Below are 21122 nucleotides of genomic sequence, written 5' to 3' on the forward strand. Positions count from 1 at the left end.
CCCTTCTAGCCCTTGATCGCACCTTCTCCGACCCCGCGGAAGAAGTGCTTCTGGAGGCTGATGAACAACACGATCAGCGGCGCGACGGCGATGATCGTCCCCGCCGCGACGAGCCGCTGGTTCTGGAAGAACGTGCCCTGGAGGTACGCGAGCCCGATGGTCAGCGTGTACTTGTCGGGATCGCTGAGCACCACCAGCGGCCACAGGAAGTCGTCCCAGCTGAACATGAACGAGAACAGCGCGACGACCAGGATCGTGCCGCGCGCGGAGGGCACGGCGATGCGCCAGAACCGCTGCCACGCGTTCGCCCCGTCGATGACCGCGGCCTCCTCGACCTCCGGTTGCAGCGCCAGGAAGGCGTTGCGCATCAACAGGACGTTCAACGCGCCGATCGCTCCCGGCAGCACCACGGCGGTGAGCGTGTTCGTCAGGTCGAACGACCGCATGACCAGGAACAGCGAGATCAGGATGACCTCGAACGGCACCAGGATGCCCGACGCGAACACCAGCGCGGCCAGCCGACGGCCGCGGAACCTCAGGCGCGCCAACGCGTACCCGGCCATCGACGCGCCGACGCAGTTGGTGACCACGTTCACCACGGCCACCAGCAAGGAGTTCAGCGCGAACGTCCACACCGGAACGGCGTCGGCCACGCCCGCGTAGTTCGCGAGCGTCGGGTCCGACGGCACGAACACCGGCGCGTACACGTCCTCGCCCGCGCCCTTCAACGACGTGGAGAGCTGCCACAGGAACGGCCCGATGGTGATCGCCAGCACGAGCAGCAGCAACGCGTACCGCGCGACCCGCTTCACAGCGCCTCCTCCCGCCGGTTGAGCCGCAACGTGATCAGCAGCAGCCCCAGCGTGATCACGAACAGCACGAGGCTCAGCGCGGACGCGTAGCCGACGTTGCCGGTCAGGCCGGTGCCCGTCTGCTGGATCAGCATCACCAGCGACGTGTCCGCGCCACCGGGCCCGCCCGATCCACCGGACAGCAGGTAGATCTCGGAGAACACCCGGAACCCGTTGACCGCCGACAGCGCCGCGACCAGCACCATCGTCGGCCGCAGCGCGGGCACGGTGACGGCGAAGAACCGCCGGATCGGCCCCGCGCCGTCGACCTGGGCGGCCTCGTGCAGGTCGGCAGGCACGTTCCCCAGCGCGGCCAGGTAGATGATCATGTAGTAGCCGAGGCCCTTCCACACCGTCACGAGCATCGCGCTGAACAGCAGCAGCCACTCGTCGGTCAGGAACGGCACCGGCCTGCTGACCCACCCCAGCGCCCGCAGCACGGTGTTGACCAGGCCCTGGCTGTCCAACAGCCACGTCCAGATCAGCCCCACCACGACCGCCGACGCGATCACCGGCGTGAAGAACGCGGTGCGGAAGAACGTGATGCCGGGCAGCTTCTTCTGCACCAGCAACGCGATCAGCAGCGGCAGCACGACCAGCGGCGGCACGATGCACACGAGGTACAGCGAGCTGTTGCGCAGGGCCACCCAGAACTTCGGGTCGTCCAGCATCCGCTGGAAGTTCGCGAACCCGGTGAACCGGCCGCCGCCGAGCGCGGTGGCGTTGGTGAACGCCAGCACGAGCATGTTCACGAACGGCACGAGGCTGAACGTGATGACGACGGCCAGTCCGGGCAGCAGGAACAACCAGGGGGTGTAGGACCGGTGGTGGCCCACGCTCACCCGAGCAGCCGGTCGCACTCGGCGACCGTGTCGTCCAGCGCCTGCTTCGAGGACTTCTTGCCCAGCATGGCGTCCGCGAGGTTCTGCCGCAGCGAGTCCTGCATCTGCTGGCTGAACTGCACGGGCGTGTAGTTCACCGAGTCGCCGAGCTGCTTGGCCGCCGCGACCCGCACCCTGGCCTCGTCGGTCCCGTCCTCGGTGGTGAAGTACGGGTCCTGCATGCCGCCCTTGGTGCTGGGGAAGATCGTCGCGATCTTGGAGAACGCGAGCTGGTTCCGCGCGTTCGTCACGAACCGGCCGAACGCCAGCGCGGTGGCCTTGTTCTTGCTGGAGTTCGGCACCGAGACGCCGTGGACGTACATGTTGGCCTTGCCGGTGTTCGTGATCGGCTTGGTGATGCCGATGTTCGCGTACAGCGACGGCGCGTCGGTCTTGAACTTGCCCAGGTCGTACGCCGATCCGGGCGTCAGCGCGGTCTGCTGCGCCATGAACTTCGCGCCGGACCCGGTGTAGTTCTGCGTCAACGCCTCCGCGACCAGCCCGCCCGCGTCGTACATCCGCTTGTACACGTCGACCAGCTCGACGCCCTTGGCCGAGTTGAAGGTGAACTTCGTGCCGTCGGCGTTCATCATCTCCACGCCGTAGAGCCCGAAGTCGGCGATCGACGGCGTCTGGCCGAGCATCGCGACCCGCCGGTCGGTCTTCTGCGCCATCGCCAGCGCGGCGGTCTCCAGTTCGGCGAACGTCGTCGGCGGGCTGTCGGGATTGAGGCCTGCTTGCTGGAACAGCGCTTTGTTGTAGAACACCGGGCCGGTGTTCAGGTACCACGGGAAACCGTACGTACCTGATTTACCCGGAATGGCGTAAGCCGCCCACGCATTGTCGAGGTAGTCGTTCTTCGCGTCGCCCGCGGCCTGGTCGAGGTCGACGAGCTGGCCCGCTTTGGCGAGCGGGAAGCTCAGGTCCGGCGGCACGTTGACCACGTCCGGCAGCGAGCCCGCTGACGCGTCGGCCAGTACCTTGGTGAGGTAGCCGTCGGCGGGCTGGTCGATCCACTTGACCGTCGTACCGGCGTGTTCTTGCTGGAAGGCGGCTATGACGCCCTCGACGTACTCCGTGTACTTGGGTTTCAGCGCCCAGGTCTGGAAGGTGATCTCGCCCTTGACCTCGCCGCCGACCGCACCTCCTTCCTGGCTCGTGCCGGACAGTCCGCAACCGGCGAGGGTCGCTGCCGCCAAGCCCATCAGGAATACGCGTCGAGTCGTCCGCATCAGGCGCACCTCCGTGTTGTCCCGACCGTAGCTAAACCGGTATAGCTGGAGCTACCCTCAATCGATTCACTTGTCTACTTCCGGACAGGCTGGTGCGTGTGAAACGTCCGACGATCCGAGACATCGCCCTGCGCGCGGGCGTCTCGAAAGGCGCGGTCTCGCTCGCGCTCAACGGCAGGCCCGGTGTCTCGGAGGAGACCCGTCGGCGCATCCTTGGCGTGGCCGACGAGCTCCAGTGGCGGCCGAACAGCGCCGCACGGGCCCTGTCCGCCGCGCGCGCCGACTCGGTCGGCCTGGTGCTCGCCCGGCCCGCCCGCACCCTCGGCGTCGAGTCGTTCTTCTTCCAGCTCATCTCCGGCCTCCAGGCCGAGCTGTCGACCCGGTCGGTGGCGCTGATGTTCCAGGTCGTGGAGGACCAGGCGGCGGAGATCGAGCTGTACCGGCGGTGGTCGTCCGAGCAGCGCGTCGACGGTGTGTTCCTGGTCGACCTGCGGGTGGACGACCAGCGGATCGACCTCGTGGAACGGCTGCGGATGCCCGCCGTCGTCATCGGCGGCCCCGGCCACCACGGCGGTCTCGCCAGCGTGTGGGCCGACGACGCCGCGGCGATGGTGTCGATCATCGAGCACCTGGGGGCGCTGGGGCACCGGCGGATCGCACGGGTGGCGGGCCTGCCCGGACTGCTGCACACCGAGCGCCGCACGACCGCGTTCCACGAGGCCGCCGCCGCGTGGGGCATCACGGCCGCCGAGTGCGTCGCCACCGACTACACCGACGAGCAGGGCGCGAGCGCCACCCGCGACCTGCTGACCGGCCGCACACCGCCGACCGCGATCGTCTACGACAACGACGTGATGGCCGTGGCGGGCGCCGGGGTCGCGGCCGAACTCGGGGTCGCGGTGCCGGACGACGTGTCGCTGGTGGCGTGGGACGACTCGCCGCTGTGCCGCCTGCTGCACCCGCCGCTGACGGCGTTGGCGCGCGACACGTTCGCGTTCGGTGAGCGCGCCGCGAAGACCCTGCTCACCGTGCTGGACGGCGAGCCGCCCGCGGACGTCGAGGACCAGGTGCCGGTGCTGGTCCCGCGGGGCAGCACCGGCCCGCCGCGCTAGTCCAGGTCGTCCACGAACGCGGCCAGCAGCTCGGCGAACGCCTCGGGCGCCTCCTCGTGTGGCGCGTGCCCGACGCCGTCGAGCACCTGCACGTCACCGCGCCACAGCGTCGGGATGTCCAGGCCCCGCAGGTACTCCAGCGACACGAGCTGCTCCTCGCCGCCGTGCAGCACGGCGAGCGGACGCTTGAGCCCCGCCACGATCGCCGCCTCGTCGGAGATGGCGCCCGACCCGATGGCGGCGCCGATGCCCTCCCGCGACGCGGGGTCGGTCGCCAGGATGTCCGCGATGAACCCGTGCAGCGGCAGCGCGGAACCGGGCGCGACGAAGCTCGCCGCGTACGCCGCCGCGTCCTCCTCGCCCACCTCGCGGGAGAACCCGACGCCCATCGCGGGGTTCGACAGGAACGCCGACGGCACCGCGGCCGGGCTCGGCAGCGGCGGCGTGCCGAAGATCGCGAACCCGGCCGCGTCAGGAAGCTGGGGCTCGGCCTCCAGGACGATGTGCCCGCCCAGGCTCCAGCCGACGAACACCGCGTCCGGGACGTCCAGCACGTCGGCGAACCCGCTCACGGCGGCCGTGAAGGTCGCCATCGAGTAGCCGCCGTCCGGGCTCTGCGAGCCCCCGTGACCCGGCAGGTCCAGCGCCAGGCAGCGGAAGCGCTTGCCGAACGGCCCGTCCAGCAGCGGCTGCCACGTCCTGGACGACGACGAGTTCCCGTGCACCAGCACGACCGGTCTCCCGGTGCCCGTGCTCTGCCGGTGGGCGATCTCCAGCCCGTTCACGACGACCATGAGTCTCCTAGCGCGGTAGCTTCTCGCCGATCTCCAACGTGGGCACGGAGACGGTAACCGTGTCCGGGTACTTGATGCCCGCCCCGGTGTTGAGGACCACGACCTCCTCGTCCTCGGCGAGCCACCCCTCCTTGCGCAGCAGCCGAACGGCCGCGAACGCCGCGGCGCCCTCCGGGCAGACGAACGCGCCTTCGAGCCGCGCGCACAGCTCCTGGGCCGCCAGCAGCGCCTCGTCGTCCACCGCGATGGCCGTGCCGCCCGTCTCGTACAGGGCGTCGAGGATCAGGAAGTCCCCGAGCGCCTTCGGCACGTTGATGCCGAACGCCACGGTCTTCGAGTCCGGCCACGGCTCCGCGGTCCGCTCGCCCGCCTCGAACGCCTTCACGATCGGCGCGCACCCGGTGGCCTGCACCGCGACCAGCCGCGGCAGCTTCCCGGTGATCCAGCCGAGCTCGCGCATCTCCAGCAGCGCCTTGTGGATGCCGATCAGTCCCACGCCGCCGCCGGTCGGGTAGAGGATCACGTCCGGGCAGCGCCAGCCCAACTGCTCGACGATCTCGTAGCCCATGGTCTTCTTGCCCTCGATGCGGTAGGGCTCCTTCAACGTCGAGGTGTCGAACAGCTCACCGTCCGAAGAGGACACCAGCTCGCTGATCATCTTCCCGGCGTCGCCGATGAGGCCGTTGACCAGGTAGAGGTCCGCGCCGCTGACCGCGCACTCGGCACGGGTGATCTCCGGCGCGTCCACGGGCATCGCGACCACGCTCCGCAGGCTGGCGCGAGCCGCGTACAGCGCCCACGCCGCGCCCGCGTTCCCGTTGGTCGGCATTGCGATGGTGCTCGCGCCCAATTCCGCAGCCCGTGAGACGCCGACGGCCGCGCCGCGGGCCTTGAACGACCCGGTGGGCACCAGGCCCTCGTCCTTCATCAGCAGCCCCGGCACGCCGAGCGCCTCGCCGAGCCGGGGGAGCGGCAGCAGCGGCGTCATGCCCTCGCCCAGGCTGACCACGTTCGCCTCGTCCCGCACCGGCAGCACCTCGTGGTACCGCCACAGCGTCGGTGGCCTGCCCGCCAGGTCAGCGGGGGTGACGGTCTCGCGCACGGCCGCCAGGTCGTACCGGGCCAGCAGAGGTGAGCCGCAGTCGCACAGGTTCGCGAGCACGTCGGCGTCGTGGCGGCGGTGGCAGCGGGCGCAGTCCAGGTGCGTCAACCGGCTGTAGGTCATTCCGCCAGCCAACCAGAAGAGGGGTGGTCCCGTCGGTCACGTCGAGGTCAACGGGGCTGGTGAGGGCCCGGACCAGGTCGACGTCGACCGGTACCGCCACCGGTCGGGAGTGGTGCCGCTGGAACCGTTCTTGGACGCTTTCGCGCCCGAAGAGCCCAAGAACGGTCCCGTGTCATGCAGGTGTGGCCACCTGTTCGCTGACCACCTGGGCCGCGGCGGAGACCAGCGCGGTCACCGACGGGTTGCCCGAGTTGTCCTGGCGCCACGCGAACTGCGTGTACACCCGGAACGGGGGGACCCAGGGCAGCCTGCGCAGCCTGCCGTCCGCCAGCTCGGCCGCGACCGTGACCTCGGGGACGAGAGAGATCCCCAGGCCGGAGGCGACCGCGCGCTTGGCGGCGTCTATCGAGTCGAGCGCCAGCACCGGCGATCTCGACTCGCTGTCGTGCAACCCCAGTGCCTGCTCGAACTGTTCGTAGTAGCTGGCGCCGTTCTCAGCTCTGACCAGCGTGCTGCCGCGCAGTTCGTCCTCGGTGATCACCGACCGCCTGGTGAGGGCGTGCGTCGGTCCGCTGACCATGACCAGCGGCTCGGGGCAGAGCACCGTCGACTCGAGTCCCTCGCGGGGCTCGATCGGGCCGATGAAGAACGCGCAGTCGAGGCGTCCTTCCCGGACCGACGACAGGTTCGACTGCGTGTTCCGCGAGTGCAGCGAGATCTGGACGCTCGGATAGCGCCAGCACATGTACTCGATGAGGGGTAACAGCCGGTAGTCGGTCAAACTCTGTGCGCTGCCGATGACCAGCTTGCCGTGCGGCTCGCCGTTCATCGTGATGGCTTTTCTGGCCTTGTCGGTAAGGGTGATGATGTTGCGTGCGAAGGGCAGTAGCTCAACGCCCGCGGACGTCATCTGGATGCCTCGCGGAAGACGTCGGAACAGCGAAACCCCGAGCGTCTCCTCGAGTGCCTTGATACGGGTAGTGATCGTGGGCTGCGAGCAATTCAGAGTGGCGGCGGCCTTCGTAAAACTTCCCGTTTGAACCACAGTTGTGAACGCCAAAAGCTGACGCGTCTCCATGGAGCTCCCCAACGGTGCGTAAACAGAGTGATCCACGAACGCCGGGGTAGGACGGCGTCGTGGGGACCGGTGCGTTGGCGACAGTTGACCTGGCCGCGGGTAGGGGCGGTCAGGTCGGCTGGGGTGTCAACATCGCCGGGCGACCGTGCTGGGTGCCGAAAAGAACTGGTAGAACCACATCGGTGCCGAGCGGTAGGGCCTGGCGTCGAGGTGGGTGGTGGGAGCGGGCGGGAGCACGCGGTGGGTCGGGGGCAGCGGCGGAATGGATCTCATCGGGTCATCGACACCTTGTCTGGTAGGTGGTTGAAAAGCTCGATGACATTGTCTCGCTCGTTTCTTGCGTCCCGTTACCGGTTGCGTCCGCTACTGGTCCCCCCAGAACGTCCGGCAACTTTCATCAGGTGAGCAAGGTGGTCCCAGGCTCGCGCGTTACGCTACCTGACCTGCACACGAATGGACTACGGCGAGTGGAGTCATCTCAACAAGTGAAAGTTTTCCATGAGGCGCTACTCCGGTTGGCCTCTATTCACTCGTTGTGCGTAACCCCCCTAGGTTTCGGTCGCGGTCGGTGAGTATCGACTACGGCAGTAGTGAAGCTCGGGCAACTGTAGGTAACCGGAGCGTCCCGTGTATGGCTTCGGAGAGTGAACGGATGTGATTGCCACTCGAATGGCCTAACGTTCTGCTGAACCGGCTAGTACCGGATGATCCGGTCGGTCCTGCGCCGTGGGCTGTCCGCACGCGCGGCTACTCCGGAGAGCGCTCTCACGTGTGCTCCGATTTTCCGTGGTCAGCGATCTGGAGACCCCCGAACGGCCCAACACCGCGTTCGGGCGCCGCGACCACCTGTCCGACGCCGGCGCGGGCCGGTCGGTTCCCGACGTCCGGCTAGTGGTGCCCTGTGGTCGTGGCGAACACGCAGCCGTCGACCCCGGCGGGCTCCTCGACGGCGTCGGTGCCCTCGACGGGCTCGCACCACAGGTGCCGCAGGCCGAGTTCGCCGGTGCCCAGCTCCTCGGACGTGACGGCGAACCCGTCACCGAAGCCGAAGTCGGGGTTCTCGGTCAGCGTCCCGTCGGCCAGGCCCGCCTTCCAGAACTCCTGGAGCGACCGCACGCCGCCCGGCTTGAACAGGACGAGGCCGACCTTCTGGAACGGCGGCACGGCGCAGGTCGCCCACGACTCCACGAACGGCTCGTACAGCCTCGCCCGGTCGGCGCCGAGGTAGGCGGCGAACTCGGGCATGGTCGCGGTCCGGGCGTCGGAGCACTGGCCGCCGCTGGCGTCCCTGGTCCACGCGACGACGTCTTCGAGGGTGCTGAACGGGCCCGCGGGCGCGATCACCCGCGAGGTGGTCGGGTGGTGCCCGGAGTGGGGGTCGGCGGTCGGGTCGAAGGGCGTGCACGCCGCCAGCAGGGCCAAACCGGTCAACGCCGCGGCCACCGCGCGAACAGCCATCCGCCACCTCGCATTGGTCCAGACCCATCACGGTAGGGCTTCCCGACCGCGGCGGATAGGGGGCCAGCGCACCCCGGCAGGTCGGCGCGGCGGGCCGCTCACCTAGACTCGACGGGAATCCCGACGCCTGTCGTGGTGTTTCGGGCTGTTCCGCACGTCATGTTCGTTACGAGGAGACCACGTTGAAGAGCACCGTCGAGCAGCTGAGCCCGACGCGGGTCCGGATCAACGTCGAGGTGCCGTTCGACGAGCTCAAGCCGGACTTCGACCGCGCTTACCGCAAGCTCGCCAAGCAGGTGCGCATCCCCGGCTTCCGCCCCGGCAAGGCACCCGCGCGCGTCCTGGAGAGCCGCATCGGCCGCGGCGCCGTACTGGACGAGGTCGTCCAGGAGGCCATCCCCGCCAAGTACCTGGAAGCCGTGAACAGCGGTGAGGTGCGCACCCTCGGCCGTCCCGAGTTCGAGGTCACGAACATCGCCGACGGCGACTCCCTCGCGTTCAGCGCCGAGGTCGACATCCGTCCCGAGATCACCGTGCCCGCGTTCGGCGAGCTGTCGGTGAGCGTCGAGGACCAGGAGGTCGAGGAGTCGGACGTCGACACCCAGCTCGACGAGCTGCGCGCCCGCTTCGGCACCCTGACCGGCGTCAAGCGCGAAGCGGCCGAGGGCGACTTCGTCGTCGTCGACCTGTCCGCGACCGTGGACGGCGAGGAGGTCGAGGAGGCCAAGACCGCGGGCCTGTCCTACGAGATCGGCTCCGGCCAGCTCGTCGAGGGCATCGACGACGCCCTGATCGGCGCGTCCGAGGGCGAGACCAAGACGTTCACCACGACGCTCGTCGCCGGTGAGCACTCCGGCCGCGAGGCCGAGGTCAGCGTCGTGCTCAACAGCGTCAAGGAGCGCCAGCTCCCCGAGCTGGACGACGAGTTCGCGCAGCTCGCCAGCGAGTTCGACACGCTGGACGAGCTGAAGGGCGACCTGCGCACCCGCCTCGGCCGCGTGAAGAAGATGCAGCAGGGCGTCGAGGCCCGCGACAAGGTCCTCGAGGCGCTGCTCGCGACCACCGAGGTCCCGCTGCCCGAGGCCGTCGTCCAGGGTGAGGTCGACGCGCGCAAGCACGACGCCGTGCACTCGTTCGACCACGACGAGGCGCGCTTCGCCGAGTGGCTGACCGAGCAGGGCCAGACCCAGGAGGAGTTCGACACCGAGGTGCGCACCGCGGCCGAGCAGGCCGTGAAGACGCAGCTCGTGCTCGACTCGATCGCCGACGCCGAGGAGATCAGCGTCACCGACGCCGAGCTCACCGAGCGGATCATCTACCAGGCCCAGCGCTTCGGCATCAGCCCGGACGAGTACGTCAAGCGCGCGCAGCAGTCCGGCCAGCTCGGCGCGATCTTCGCCGACGTCCGCCGCGGCAAGGCCCTCGCCGCCGTCGTCCGCCAGGCGACTGTGACCGACGCCACCGGCAACACGCTGGACCTGGACGAGCTGTTCGGCGAGTCCAAGTCGGACGCCTCCACTGAGGAATCCGCCGAGCAGTAAAGCCCTGAGCGAAAACGGGCGGTGTCGGGAAGTTGACACCGCCCGTCTTCGTTAAGGTCGCTCGTAGGGATTCCGGCAGACGGGATCAGATACAGAGTCAAGCCACGGCGGAGCAGTCCTCCCCGTTCCTCCTGGAGTAAGGCAGGCAGACGTGACGCAGCACTCCTTCCCGACGCCCGAGATGCGGTCGTCCGCGGGGATGAACCTCAACGACTCGGTTTTCGAGCGGCTGCTCCGAGAGCGGATCATCGTGTTGGGCTCCCAGGTCGAAGAGGGCATCGCCAACCAGATCACCGCGCAGCTCCTCCTGCTGGCCGCTGAGGACCCTGAAAAGGACATCACCCTCTACATCAACTCGCCGGGCGGCTCGGTCACCGCGGGCATGGCCATCTTCGACACGATGCAGCTCATCGAGCCGGACGTCGCCACCACCGCCATGGGCCTCGCGGCGTCCATGGGCCAGTTCCTGCTCTCCGCGGGCGCTCCCGGCAAGCGCTCGATCCTGCCGCACGCGCGCGTCCTGATGCACCAGCCGTCCGCGGGCGTCGGCGGCACGGCGGCCGACATCGCGATCCAGGCGGACATGCTGACCCGCACGAAGCACGAGATGGCGGAGCTCATCGCCGAGCACACCGGGCAGCCGGTGGACCGGATCATCGCCGACTCGGACCGCGACCGCTGGTTCACCGCGGCCGAGGCCCTGGAGTACGGCTTCGTCGACAAGGTGATCACCCGCCCCACCCGCGTCTCGAACGCCTGACCGCGGCACAACCCAGGAGACCTCAAGTGGACCAGTCCTACGCGCCTCAGTCCCGGTACGTGCTGCCGTCGTTCGTCGAGCGCACCAGCTACGGGGTCAAGGAGTCCAACCCCTACAACAAGCTGTTCGAGGAACGCATCATCTTCCTCGGCGTGCAGGTCGACGACGCCTCGGCGAACGACGTCATGGCTCAGCTCCTGTGCCTGGAGTCGGACGACCCGGACCGCGACATCCTGCTCTACATCAACTCGCCCGGTGGCTCGTTCACCTCGCTGATGGCCATCTACGACACGATGCAGTTCGTCCGCCCGGACATCCAGACGTACTGCCTCGGCCAGGCCGCGTCGGCCGCCGCCGTCCTGCTCGCCGCGGGTACCCCCGGCAAGCGGCACGCGCTGCCGAACGCCCGCATCCTGATCCACCAGCCCTCCACCGAGGGCGTCTACGGTCAGGTGTCGGACCTGGAGATCCAGTCGAACGAGATCCAGCGCGTTCGCCGCCTCATGGAGACCACGCTGGCGCACCACACGGGCCGCTCCCCGGAGCAGGTCCGGCTCGACGTCGAGCGCGACAAGATCCTGACCGCCGACGCCGCGAAGGAGTACGGCATCGTCGACGCCGTGCTCCCGTACCGGAAGCTCTCGGCCAACAAGTGACGTCCGACACGCCGAGCTGACCGGGCTTACCGGTTGGTTCGGCGGGTCCGGGGGACGCTGGTCCTCCCGCTTGGACGGGTTGGCCAGGTACCGTCGAGAGGAATGGGCGGAACTCGTGTCCAGCGGGTCTCGCCACACGATCAGGCGCCGCACATCAGGGTGTGCGCCGGAGGGGACAGAGGTCAGCGGTCATGGCGCGTATCGGTGACGGCGGCGACCTGCTGAAGTGTTCTTTCTGCGGAAAGAGCCAGAAGCAGGTGAAGAAACTCATCGCTGGCCCCGGCGTTTACATCTGCGATGAGTGCATCGACCTCTGCAACGAGATCATCGAGGAGGAGCTCGCGGAAGCGGGCGACGTCAAGCTCGATGAGTTGCCGAAGCCGTCTGAGATCCACGAGTTCCTCGACCAGTACGTCATCGGTCAGAGCGAAGCGAAGCGGACTCTCGCGGTGGCGGTCTACAACCACTACAAGCGCATCCAAGCTGGTGATCGAGGGCGCGAGGGCAGGGACGACGGCGTCGAGCTGGCGAAGTCGAACATCCTGATGCTCGGGCCGACGGGGTGTGGCAAGACCTACCTCGCCCAGACGCTGGCGAAGATGCTGAACGTTCCGTTCGCCATCGCGGACGCGACCGCCCTCACGGAGGCCGGTTACGTCGGCGAGGACGTCGAGAACATCCTGCTGAAGCTCATCCAGGCAGCCGACTACGACGTGAAGCGCGCCGAAACCGGCATCATCTACATCGACGAAGTCGACAAGATCGCCCGGAAGAGTGAAAACCCGTCCATCACCCGTGATGTGTCCGGTGAGGGCGTCCAGCAGGCGCTGCTGAAAATACTGGAGGGGACCACGGCCTCCGTGCCCCCGCAGGGTGGTCGCAAGCACCCCCACCAGGAGTTCATCCAGATCGACACGACGAACGTGCTGTTCATCGTGGCGGGCGCGTTCGCGGGCCTGGAGAAGATCATCCAGGACCGCGTCGGCAAGCGCGGGCTCGGCTTCGGCGCCGAGGTGCGCACCAAGGCCGAGGTCGACGCGGCGGACTACTTCGCCGACTCGATGCCCGAGGACCTGATCAAGTTCGGCCTCATCCCGGAGTTCATCGGCCGTCTCCCGATGGTCGCGAGCGTCACGAACCTGGACAAGCCGTCCCTGGTCAAGATCCTCACCGAACCGAAGAACGCGCTGGTCAAGCAGTACCAGAAGCTCTTCGAGATGGACGGCGTCGAGCTGGAGTTCACGAAGACCGCCATGGAGGCCGTCGCCGACCAGGCGATCCTCCGCGGCACCGGTGCCCGTGGGCTCCGGGCGATCATGGAGGAGGTGCTGCTCCCCGTCATGTACGACATCCCGAGCCGCACCGACGTCGCCAAGGTCGTCATCACGGAGCAGACGGTCAAGGAGAACGTGAACCCGACGATCGTCGCCCGTCAGCCAAGCAGGCGCGAACGCCGCGAGAAGTCGGCGTAGAGCACCATCGCGGATGGGCGCACTCCGGTCCCGGAGTGCGCCCGCTCGTGTTTCGGAGGGAAAACCGTGTCGCTGCCCTACGTCCTCCTGCTGCACGGCTTGAACGGGTCGGGGCCGACGCACTGGCAGAACTGGCTCGCGGGCGAACTGGCCCACCACGGGGCCCAGGTCGACATGCCCCTGTTCACCGAACCCGACGGCCCTGCGCTGGACGTCTGGCTGCCGGAACTCCGGGCTCACCTGATGGCCGCCCCCACAACGGGTGAACGTGTGGTCGTCGCCCACTCCCTGGCGTGCCTGCTGTGGCTCCACCACGCCGCGAGTTCACCCGATCCGGCCACGCGCGTCGACCGGGTGCTGCTCGTCGCCCCACCGAGCGTCGACTGCCCGGAACCGGCCATCACCACCTTCGTCCCCGCCCCGACGGACGCGGACGGCCTCCGCAGGGCCGCCGCGACCACCCGGCTGGTCGTCGGCGACGGCGACGCGTACTGCACCCTGGACCAGGCGAAACTGCTGGCGGAGGCGTTGCGGGTCGAACTGGACGTCATCGTCGGCGGCGCCCACCTGAACGTCGACGCGGGCTATGGCCCGTGGACCGCCGTGCTCAAGTGGGTCCGCAGCGACCGCACCCCGCTCACCCCGCGCTAGTCGCGCCCCGGCTTCGGCACGCGCTTCCCCAGGAACCGGATCACGTCCGGCACGGCGCGGCGGAAGAACCGATCGTCGTGCCCGCCGGGCCCGATCGACCCCACCACGGGCTTCTTCTCCTTGATGAACTTCCGCGCCCCGACGATGAACCGGTCCTTGTCGCCGATCCAGATCCCGATCGGCACGTCACCCAGCTCGGCCTGGTGCTTGAGCGGGTCGAGGGATGTCCACTGGTCGGCGTTCGCGAAGGCCTTGCGCTTCGCCATCTCGGTCCACGAGGTGAGCAGGCCGGGGGCGATCGTGGCGACGGCGGCGAGGGGTTGGCGGCGCTCGTTGCGGCGGCGGGCGTAGAGGAGGGCGCCGAAGCCGCCCATGGAGACGCCCGTGCAGGCGAACGGCAGCGGACCGAGGCCGCGGTCGGCGAGCCAGCGCGGGACCTCCTCCAGGAGCATCGCCATCGGGTCGTCGCCGGGGACGTTCTCGTGCCAGTAGTTGTCGCCGCCGTCGACCGCCACGAACCCGAACTTGGGCACGGCGCCGCGCACGACGGCGGAGGTGAACACCTCGGGCAGGCCCGCGACGGCCGCGTACCGGGCGTTGCCGTGGAGGCCGTGCAGCAGGATCGACATCGGCAGGTTCTTCGGCGTCGGGCCGGGCGGCAGGATGGTCACCAGGTCGACGTCCCGGCCCCTGGCGGCCGAGTGGACCCGGTCCACGGTCACCACCGGGCGCTTGCCCGCGGGTTTCGGCCCCGCGACGCCGACGGCCAGCCGCAGCGCCTCACCCAGCGGCGCGGTGCCGTTGAGCGTCAACCCCAGTCCCGCGGCCGTCACCCCGGCCACGCCGAGCGCGGACAGCACCGTTCGCCGGTGCACGCCCGCGCGCAGTCTCTCGTCCATTTCCCCCGCCCTCCGCACCACACATCGTGCGCCGAGCGCGTGGTGTTTCGCCATCAAGTCAGGGGTTCAGGTGACCAGGTCTGCCCGAAGTTCCACGACCTCCGCCGCTGTGTAGCCGAGCGTGCGCAGGACGTGATCGGTGTGCTCGCCCAACGCGGGCACCGCGCCCGGCGTCCAGTCCCAGCCGTCGACGGGCGGCCGGAGCATCATGACCGACCCGCCGGGCACCGCGACCCCGTGCCGCCGGTCGCGGGCCACGAGTTGCGGGTGGTCGGGCAGGTCGGTGACGCTCCGGGTGCGCGCGGCGGGCACGTCGGCGGCGTCCAGCGCGGCCAGCAGGGCGTCCGCGGTCCACGAGCCGAAGTCCAGCTCGGCGTGCAGCTCGGCCCGGTGCCGGACCCGGTCGGCGACCGTGCCGAACCGGGGGTCGTCGGCCAGGTCGGGCCTGGTCAGGACCTCGGCGCAGAGCCGCCGCCACTGCGGGTCGTTCTGCACGGCCAGGTGCACCGCGCCGTCACCGCACGGGAAGGGCCCGTACGGGGCGATGGTCGGGTGGTGGGCACCGTTGCGGGGCGCCGCTCGGCCCGTGCCCGCCGCGTAGAGCATCGGCTGGTGCATCCACTCGGCCATGGCCTCGAACAGGCTCAGCCGCAGCGTGGCGCCCTGCCCGGTCCGCGCGCGGGCGAGCAGCGCGGCCAGCACGGCGGACTGCAACTGCACCCCGGCGGCGATGTCGGCCACCGAGATCCCGGCTCGCGCCGTCACGTCGCCGTCGCCGGTCAGCTCCACCAGCCCGGCCTCGGACTGGACCAGCGCGTCGAACGCCTTCCGCTCGCCGTACGGGCCGCCGTCGCCGTACCCGGACAGCTCGCCCACGACCAGGTCCGGCCTGCCCGCGCGCAGCGCGTCCGCGTCCAGCCCGTGCCGCCGGGCCGCGCCGGGGGAGAGGTTGCAGAGCACCACGTCCGCCGCCGCGACCAGCCGTGCCACCACCTCGCCCGCCCGTTCGTGGGCCAGGTCGAGGGTGAGGGACTCCTTGCCGACGTTCGTCCAGGCGAAGTACGACGACACCTCGCCGCACGCCGAGTCGTAGTGGCGCGCGAAGTCGCCGGTGCCCGGCCGTTCGACCTTGACCACCCGCGCCCCGAGGTCGGCCAGCAGCCGCGTCGCGTACGGGACGGCTACGGCCTGCTCGAAGCTGACCACCAGGACGTCGTCAAGGGGCTTCAACGCGCTCGGCACCGGTGTAGACGTTGAGCGAGTCGCCCCTGAGGAAGCCGATGAGGGTCATGCCCTGCTCCTCGGCCAGCTCCACGGCCAGCGAGGACGGCGCGGACACCGCGGACAGGACCGGGATCCCGGCCATCGCCGCCTTCTGCACCAGCTCGAACGACGCCCGCCCGGACACCATCAGCACGTGGTCGCGCAGCGGGATCCGACCGTTCATCAGCGCCCAGCCGAGGACCTTGTCGACCGCGTTGTGCCTGCCCACGTCCTCGCGCACCACCAGCGGCTCGCCGGACGACGTGAACAGCCCGGCCGCGTGCAGCCCGCCGGTCGAGGCGAACACCTTCTGCTGGGTCCGCAGCACGTCCGGGAGCGTGGTCAGCACGTCGACACCCACCCGGCACGGGTCTCCCGCGGGCGAGAACGACGTTTTCAGCCGAACGGCGTCGAGCGCGGCCTTCCCGCACACCCCGCACGAGGAGGTGGTGTAGAAGTTCCGCTCGACACCCACGTCCGGCGGCGGCACGCCGGGTGCGAGCGCCAGGTCCAGGACGTTGTAGGTGTTCTCCCCGTCGGGACCGGTGCCCTCGCAGAACCGGGCGGTGGAGATGTCCTCCAGGTCGGTGATCACACCCTCGCTGAGGAGGAAGCCGTGCGCCAGTTCGACGTCCTGGCCGGGTGTGCGCATCGTCACTGCCAGCGCCCGACCGTCCACCCGCAACTCCAGGGGTTCCTCGGCCGCCAGCGCGTCGATCTTCCTGCGCTCCCCGCGGGGCGAGAAGCTGATCACCGGACGTCGAACCGTGACGCGTCCCATCTCGACAACCCCTCACTTCGAGCCGTTCCCCGCCCATGACCTACCGCTCATCGGCCCCGATCGTGCGAACACCATCGGTGGGCAATAAGTTCCGGTGGTCACCAACCAGGTTACGGAGGTGTCGGACAGTGGGTTTCCTCGACCGCTCCCGAACAGTCGCACCCGCGGACTGGAACCGCTGGCTCATCCCGCCGGCCGCGCTCTCGGTCCACCTCGCCATCGGGCAGGCCTACGCGTGGAGCGTCTTCAAGTCGCCCCTCGAAGGGGCGCTCGGCCTGTCCGGCACGCAGAGCGCCCTGCCGTTCCAACTCGGCATCGTCATGCTCGGCCTGTCGGCCGCGTTCGGCGGCACGCTCGTCGAGCGCAACGGACCGCGCTGGGCGATGTTCGTGTCCGCCGTGTGCTTCTCGTCGGGCTTCCTGATCTCCGCGCTCGGCGCGTGGACCTCGCAGTTCTGGCTGGTGGTGATCGGCTACGGCTTCGTCGGCGGCATCGGTCTCGGCATCGGCTACATCTCGCCGGTGTCGACGCTGATCAAGTGGTTCCCCGACCGGCCGGGCATGGCGACCGGCATCGCGATCATGGGCTTCGGCGGTGGTGCGCTGATCGCGTCGCCGTGGTCGACGCAGATGCTCAAGTCGTTCGGCAAGGACAACACCGGCATCGCCGAGTCGTTCGCCGTGCACGGCGTCGTCTACGCGGTGTTCATGTCGCTGGGCGTGCTGCTGATCCGCGTGCCCGCCGAGGGCTGGCGGCCACCCGGCTGGGAACCGGCCGTCGCGGTGGTCAACAAGATGATCACGACGGCGAACGTGTCCGCGCGCAACGCGATCCGCACGCCGCAGTTCTGGTTCTTGTGGATCGTCCTGTGCTTCAACGTGACCGCGGGCATCGGCATCCTGGAGAAGGCCGCCCCGATGATCACCGACTTCTTCGCGCAGACGGCGACACCGATCGCGGTCGCGGCGGCGGGCGGGTTCGTCGCACTGCTGTCGCTGGCCAACATGGCCGGTCGGATCGTGTGGTCGTCCACATCGGACCTGGTGGGGCGCAAGAACATCTACCGGATCTACCTCGGTGTCGGCGCGGCGATGTACCTCGTGATCGCGTTGGCGGGCAACGTGTCGACGGCGCTGTTCGTGGTGTGCGCCATGGTGATCCTGTCGTTCTACGGCGGCGGTTTCGCGACCATCCCGGCGTACCTGAAGGACCTGTTCGGCACGTACCAGGTCGGTGCGATCCACGGTCGGCTGCTCACCGCGTGGTCGACGGCCGGTGTGCTCGGGCCGCTGATCGTGAACGCGATCTCCGACAGCCAGAAGGCCGCGGGCAAGTCCGGGCCCGACCTGTACACGAACTCGCTGTTCATCATGATCGCGCTGCTGGCCATCGGGTTCGTCGCGAACGAGCTGGTGAAGCCCGTCGACGCGAAGTTCCACGAGCCCGCCGAGCTGGAGGAGGCGTCCCGATGAGGCGACCGTTGATCGTGTTCGCGTGGGTGTGGGTCGGTGTTCCGCTCGCCTACGGCCTGGTGGAACTGGTGCGTCGGGTGACGCCGCTCTTCACGAGTTGAGCCTCTACCTGATCGGGTGACGGCCGAGGGCCGGTTTTTGTCGGTGCTCGTCGGTCTACTGGGTGCATGGCACTCCTGTTCTTCTGGCTCCTGCTCCGGGGCGCGCTGGCGGCTCTCGCCTCGCGCGTCCCGGCGGGGGTCGTTCCCGTGCTCGGGCGCGGTGGGTTCGTGGTGCGGCTCTTCGTGGGCCGTGATCCGCCGTGGTGGCGTTAATGCGGGTTTGCTGCGTCCCGGGCCCGGTGAAGACCGTGGTCACGGCGCTAGGTTGGCCGGGTGGACTCCTATGACGTCGTGGTGGTGGGTGGCGGGCACAACGCGCTGGTAGCGGCGACCTACCTGGCGAGGGCCGGGTTGTCGGTGCTGGTGGTCGAGAAGCTGGACCACGTGGGCGGGGCGGCGGTGAGCGCGTCCCCCTTCGCGGGCGTGCCCGTTCGCCTGTCGCGGTTCTCGTACCTGGTCAGCCTGCTGCCGGACCGGATCGTGGCCGACCTCGGCCTGCGGCTGGAGCTCCGGTCGCGCGCGTCGTCGTCGTACACGCCCTTCGGCAGCGGTGGGCTGCTGGTCGAACGCGATCCCGGTCCGGCGTCCGCCGAGTCGTTCCGCGCCCTGACGGGGTCCGGCTCGGCCTGGGAGGCGTGGCAGCGCTGGTACGCCTCCTTGGACGCGCTGGCCGCGGTGCTGGCGCCGACGATGCTGGAGCCGTTGCGCTCCCGTGCCGAGTTCGCGGCGCTTGCGGGCGACCTGTGGGAGCCGGTGTTCGAGCGTCCGCTCGGCGTGACGTTGAAGGAGCTGTTCCCGGACGACGTGGTGCGCGGCGTGGTGGCGACCGATGGGCTGATCGGCACGCACACGTCGTTGAAGTCCTCCGACCTGGCCGCCAACCGGTGCTTCCTCTACCACGTGATCGGCAACGGCACGGGGGAGTGGAGGGTGCCGGTCGGCGGGATGGGCGCGGTCACCGCGGAGCTGCTGCGGGTGGCGTCGGCCGCCGGGGTGGAGATCGTCACCGGGGAGCCGGTGACACGGGTGTCCGCCGACGGCGCGTCCGGGTCCGTGGTGTTCGGCGGCCGAGAGGTGGGTGCTCGGTTCGTGCTGTCCGGTGTGGCGCCCGCCGTGCTGGACTCGTTGCTGGGGAAGGAGGTGGTGTCGCGGGGTGAGGGCTGCCAGTTGAAGGTCAACATGCTGTTGACCCGCCTGCCCCGGTTGCGGTCCGGGGTGCCTGCCGAGGTCGCGTTCGCCGGGACGTTCCACCTGGATGAGTCGTACTCGCAGTTGGAGACGGCCTACGCGGAGAGCGCCGCCGGTGAGGTGCCGTCAGTGCTGCCGGGCGAGATGTACTGCCACTCCTTGACCGACCCGTCCATCCTCGGGCCGTCGTTGAGCGGGCACCACACGCTGACGCTGTTCGGGCTGCACCTGCCCGCGGCGTTGTTCGAGGGGCGCAACGAGGAGTTGCGGTCGTCGCTGGTCGAGCGGTACCTGGCCGGGTTGAACCGGTACCTGGAGGAGCCGATCGAGTCGTGCCTGGCGCTCGACGCCGACGGACGGCCGTGCATCGAGGCGCGGACGCCGCTGGACCTGGAGGCCGAACTCGGGCTGCCGCGCGGCAACATCTTCCACGGCGACCTCGCGTGGCCGTTCGCGGAGGATGGCGAGGCGGGTGGCTGGGGCGTGGAGACCGACGTGGCCAACGTGTTCGTCTGCGGCGCGGGTGCGCGGCGCGGCGGTGGGGTCAGCGGCATCGGCGGTCACAACGCGGCTATGGCGGTGCTGGACGCGCGACGAGCAGCGATCCGCTGACGGCCTGCCTCGCCTTGTGGCGGGGTGGTGGGGTCAGCGGGATCGGTGGTCGCAACGCGGCTATGGCGCTGCTCGGCGCGCGACGAGCGGCGACTCGCTGACGGCCTGCCTCGCCTTGTGGCGGGGTGGTGGGGTCAGCGGGATCGGTGGTCACAACGCGGCTATGGCGCTGCTCGGCGCGCGACGAGCGGCGACTCGCTGACGACCTGCCCCGTCTCGTGGCGCGGTGGCGAGCTGCCCCGGCTCGCTCCTCGGCACCTGTCCCGGCTTGCTCAGCAGCTCGTTCCTCGGTGCGGGCCGAGATCGACGCGGTTCGCGCGCACGGCCGAGCGGCGGGAGACGCCCGAGCTGCGGCCCGAAGACGCGGGCCGGTCCGGATCATGGGTCGCCGTGTCGCCCGTGTCGCCCGTGTCGCCGGGTCGTCCGCGGTGTGCGGGCGGACGACCCGGCGGCACGAGGGTTCAGTCGTGCTCGCCCACGTAGGCGATGTCGAACGGGGCGTTCACCGGGGCGCCTGCCGCGGTGTAGCACTGGACGGTGGCGGTCACGCCGGTCCAGTAGGCGATGGCGCACGAGTCGGAAGTCGTGTCGTAGGCCGTGACCTGGAAGTCGCCGCCGGTCAGCAGCAGCGACGGGGTCAGGGCGCGGGTGCCCGGCATCGGGGTGGTGATGGTCCACGTCGGTAGCGGGTAGGCCCAGGTGGTGGGGGCGCTGGGGACGGTGCTGATCCAGCCGTAGGCGGAGACGAGGCCGGGTGAGGGGTTCTTGTCGCCGACGACGTTGCCCTTGTCGACGAAGGTGACGTTGAAGTCGCCGTCGGCAGGCGCCCCGGTCGGGGTGAAGCAGCGGACAAGCACGTGGTGGTAGATCGTGTCGGGGTACCAGTCGGCGGTCTTGCACCACGTGTTCGTCTGCCCGGTGGCGGTGACCAGGACGGTGCCGCCCGCGTTGCCGCCCAGCGCCTTGAAGGAGACCTTGTACTGCCCGAGGACCTCCCGCGCGTGCACGACGGCGTTGGTGGTGGAGTTGTGCGCGGTGACCGTGCCGTTGTTGGTCGCGCGGTAGCCGAACCCGTAGTAGCTGCTCCGCAGGTTG

At 69.5% G+C, this 21122-nt stretch carries 21 protein-coding genes; 10 read left to right on the forward strand and 11 right to left on the reverse strand.

Annotation, left to right across the window (positions count from 1 at the left end; all coding sequences use genetic code 11):
* Positions 1–5 precede the first annotated feature (5 nt).
* Genes NZH93_RS05100 through NZH93_RS05110 form a run of 3 tightly spaced genes read right to left on the reverse strand, consistent with a single transcriptional unit; the run spans position 6 to position 2964 of the window.
* Positions 6–812 carry a carbohydrate ABC transporter permease gene (locus tag NZH93_RS05100; RefSeq protein ID WP_259621730.1) on the reverse strand — a complete coding sequence of 269 codons (807 nt, stop codon included), beginning with the start codon at positions 810–812 and terminating at the stop codon, positions 6–8.
* Positions 809–1693, reverse strand: a complete 885-nt coding sequence (locus tag NZH93_RS05105) for a carbohydrate ABC transporter permease (RefSeq protein ID WP_259621731.1) — start codon at positions 1691–1693, stop codon at positions 809–811. The genes NZH93_RS05100 and NZH93_RS05105 overlap by 4 nt, the downstream gene beginning before the upstream one ends.
* Positions 1690–2964, reverse strand: a complete 1275-nt coding sequence (locus tag NZH93_RS05110; RefSeq protein ID WP_259621732.1) for an ABC transporter substrate-binding protein — start codon at positions 2962–2964, stop codon at positions 1690–1692. Before NZH93_RS05110 ends, NZH93_RS05105 begins: the two co-directional genes overlap by 4 nt.
* 98 nt (positions 2965–3062) lie before the next feature.
* Between NZH93_RS05110 and NZH93_RS05115 the strand changes: the two genes are divergently transcribed.
* Entirely contained in the window at positions 3063–4076 is a 1014-nt protein-coding gene (locus NZH93_RS05115; protein ID WP_259621733.1) for a LacI family DNA-binding transcriptional regulator, read from the forward strand.
* On the opposite strand, the gene NZH93_RS05120 is transcribed toward NZH93_RS05115, so the two are convergent.
* The 4 genes from NZH93_RS05120 to NZH93_RS05135 form a co-directional block, all read right to left on the reverse strand.
* The gene (locus NZH93_RS05120; RefSeq protein ID WP_259621734.1) at positions 4073–4870 is read right to left on the reverse strand and encodes an alpha/beta fold hydrolase; all 798 of its coding nucleotides are present in this window, start codon (positions 4868–4870) and stop codon (positions 4073–4075) included. The two genes, NZH93_RS05115 and NZH93_RS05120, sit on opposite strands and share 4 nt — an antisense overlap.
* Positions 4871–4877: 7 nt before the next feature.
* Entirely contained in the window at positions 4878–6095 is a 1218-nt protein-coding gene (locus NZH93_RS05125) for a threonine synthase (protein WP_259621735.1), read from the reverse strand.
* A gap of 172 nt (positions 6096–6267) precedes the next feature.
* Positions 6268–7173 carry a LysR family transcriptional regulator gene (locus NZH93_RS05130; protein WP_259621736.1) on the reverse strand — a complete coding sequence of 302 codons (906 nt, stop codon included), beginning with the start codon at positions 7171–7173 and terminating at the stop codon, positions 6268–6270.
* A gap of 888 nt (positions 7174–8061) precedes the next feature.
* On the reverse strand, positions 8062–8631 hold the full coding sequence (locus NZH93_RS05135; RefSeq protein ID WP_259621737.1) for a hypothetical protein: 570 nt from the start codon (positions 8629–8631) through the stop codon (positions 8062–8064).
* Between the two features lie 182 nt (positions 8632–8813).
* Here NZH93_RS05135 and tig point away from each other — a divergent pair, with 182 nt between their 5' ends.
* The 5 genes from tig to NZH93_RS05160 all read left to right on the forward strand — a co-directional run bounded on the left by tig (position 8814) and on the right by NZH93_RS05160 (position 13711).
* The gene (tig, locus tag NZH93_RS05140) at positions 8814–10172 is read left to right on the forward strand and encodes a trigger factor (protein WP_259621738.1); all 1359 of its coding nucleotides are present in this window, start codon (positions 8814–8816) and stop codon (positions 10170–10172) included.
* A gap of 181 nt (positions 10173–10353) precedes the next feature.
* Positions 10354–10932: an ATP-dependent Clp protease proteolytic subunit gene (locus NZH93_RS05145; RefSeq protein ID WP_372506589.1), complete on the forward strand. Its 579-nt coding sequence runs from the start codon at positions 10354–10356 to the stop codon at positions 10930–10932.
* Between the two features lie 26 nt (positions 10933–10958).
* Positions 10959–11588: an ATP-dependent Clp protease proteolytic subunit gene (locus NZH93_RS05150; RefSeq protein WP_259621740.1), complete on the forward strand. Its 630-nt coding sequence runs from the start codon at positions 10959–10961 to the stop codon at positions 11586–11588.
* Positions 11589–11779: 191 nt separating this feature from the next.
* On the forward strand, positions 11780–13060 hold the full coding sequence (gene clpX / locus NZH93_RS05155) for an ATP-dependent Clp protease ATP-binding subunit ClpX (RefSeq protein WP_106192775.1): 1281 nt from the start codon (positions 11780–11782) through the stop codon (positions 13058–13060).
* A 66-nt stretch (positions 13061–13126) separates the two neighbouring features.
* Entirely contained in the window at positions 13127–13711 is a 585-nt protein-coding gene (locus tag NZH93_RS05160) for an RBBP9/YdeN family alpha/beta hydrolase (RefSeq protein ID WP_259621741.1), read from the forward strand.
* Here the strand turns inward: NZH93_RS05160 and NZH93_RS05165 are convergent.
* The 3 genes from NZH93_RS05165 to fdhD form a co-directional block, all read right to left on the reverse strand.
* Positions 13708–14610: an alpha/beta hydrolase gene (locus tag NZH93_RS05165; RefSeq protein ID WP_259621742.1), complete on the reverse strand. Its 903-nt coding sequence runs from the start codon at positions 14608–14610 to the stop codon at positions 13708–13710. The genes NZH93_RS05160 and NZH93_RS05165 overlap by 4 nt on opposite strands.
* 66 nt (positions 14611–14676) lie before the next feature.
* The gene (locus NZH93_RS05170) at positions 14677–15852 is read right to left on the reverse strand and encodes a CaiB/BaiF CoA transferase family protein (RefSeq protein ID WP_259621743.1); all 1176 of its coding nucleotides are present in this window, start codon (positions 15850–15852) and stop codon (positions 14677–14679) included.
* Positions 15827–16654 carry a formate dehydrogenase accessory sulfurtransferase FdhD gene (fdhD, locus tag NZH93_RS05175; protein ID WP_259621744.1) on the reverse strand — a complete coding sequence of 276 codons (828 nt, stop codon included), beginning with the start codon at positions 16652–16654 and terminating at the stop codon, positions 15827–15829. Before fdhD ends, NZH93_RS05170 begins: the two co-directional genes overlap by 26 nt.
* Positions 16655–16782: 128 nt before the next feature.
* Here fdhD and NZH93_RS05180 point away from each other — a divergent pair, with 128 nt between their 5' ends.
* The 4 genes from NZH93_RS05180 (at position 16783) to NZH93_RS05190 (ending at position 20027) form a co-directional block, all read left to right on the forward strand.
* The gene (locus NZH93_RS05180) at positions 16783–18126 is read left to right on the forward strand and encodes an L-lactate MFS transporter (RefSeq protein WP_259621745.1); all 1344 of its coding nucleotides are present in this window, start codon (positions 16783–16785) and stop codon (positions 18124–18126) included.
* On the forward strand, positions 18123–18227 hold the full coding sequence (locus NZH93_RS51405; protein WP_443742638.1) for an MFS transporter small subunit: 105 nt from the start codon (positions 18123–18125) through the stop codon (positions 18225–18227). Before NZH93_RS05180 ends, NZH93_RS51405 begins: the two co-directional genes overlap by 4 nt.
* Before the next feature lie 66 nt (positions 18228–18293).
* Positions 18294–18440, forward strand: a complete 147-nt coding sequence (locus NZH93_RS05185; protein ID WP_259621746.1) for a hypothetical protein — start codon at positions 18294–18296, stop codon at positions 18438–18440.
* A 60-nt stretch (positions 18441–18500) separates the two neighbouring features.
* The gene (locus NZH93_RS05190; protein WP_259621747.1) at positions 18501–20027 is read left to right on the forward strand and encodes a phytoene desaturase family protein; all 1527 of its coding nucleotides are present in this window, start codon (positions 18501–18503) and stop codon (positions 20025–20027) included.
* Positions 20028–20488: 461 nt separating this feature from the next.
* On the opposite strand, the gene NZH93_RS05195 is transcribed toward NZH93_RS05190, so the two are convergent.
* A partial coding sequence (locus NZH93_RS05195) for a hypothetical protein (protein WP_259621748.1) occupies positions 20489–21122 on the reverse strand: 634 nt, incomplete at its 5' end.

It is taken from the genome of Umezawaea endophytica, assembly GCF_025061645.1.
Classification (GTDB): Bacteria; Actinomycetota; Actinomycetes; order Mycobacteriales; family Pseudonocardiaceae; genus Umezawaea; species Umezawaea endophytica.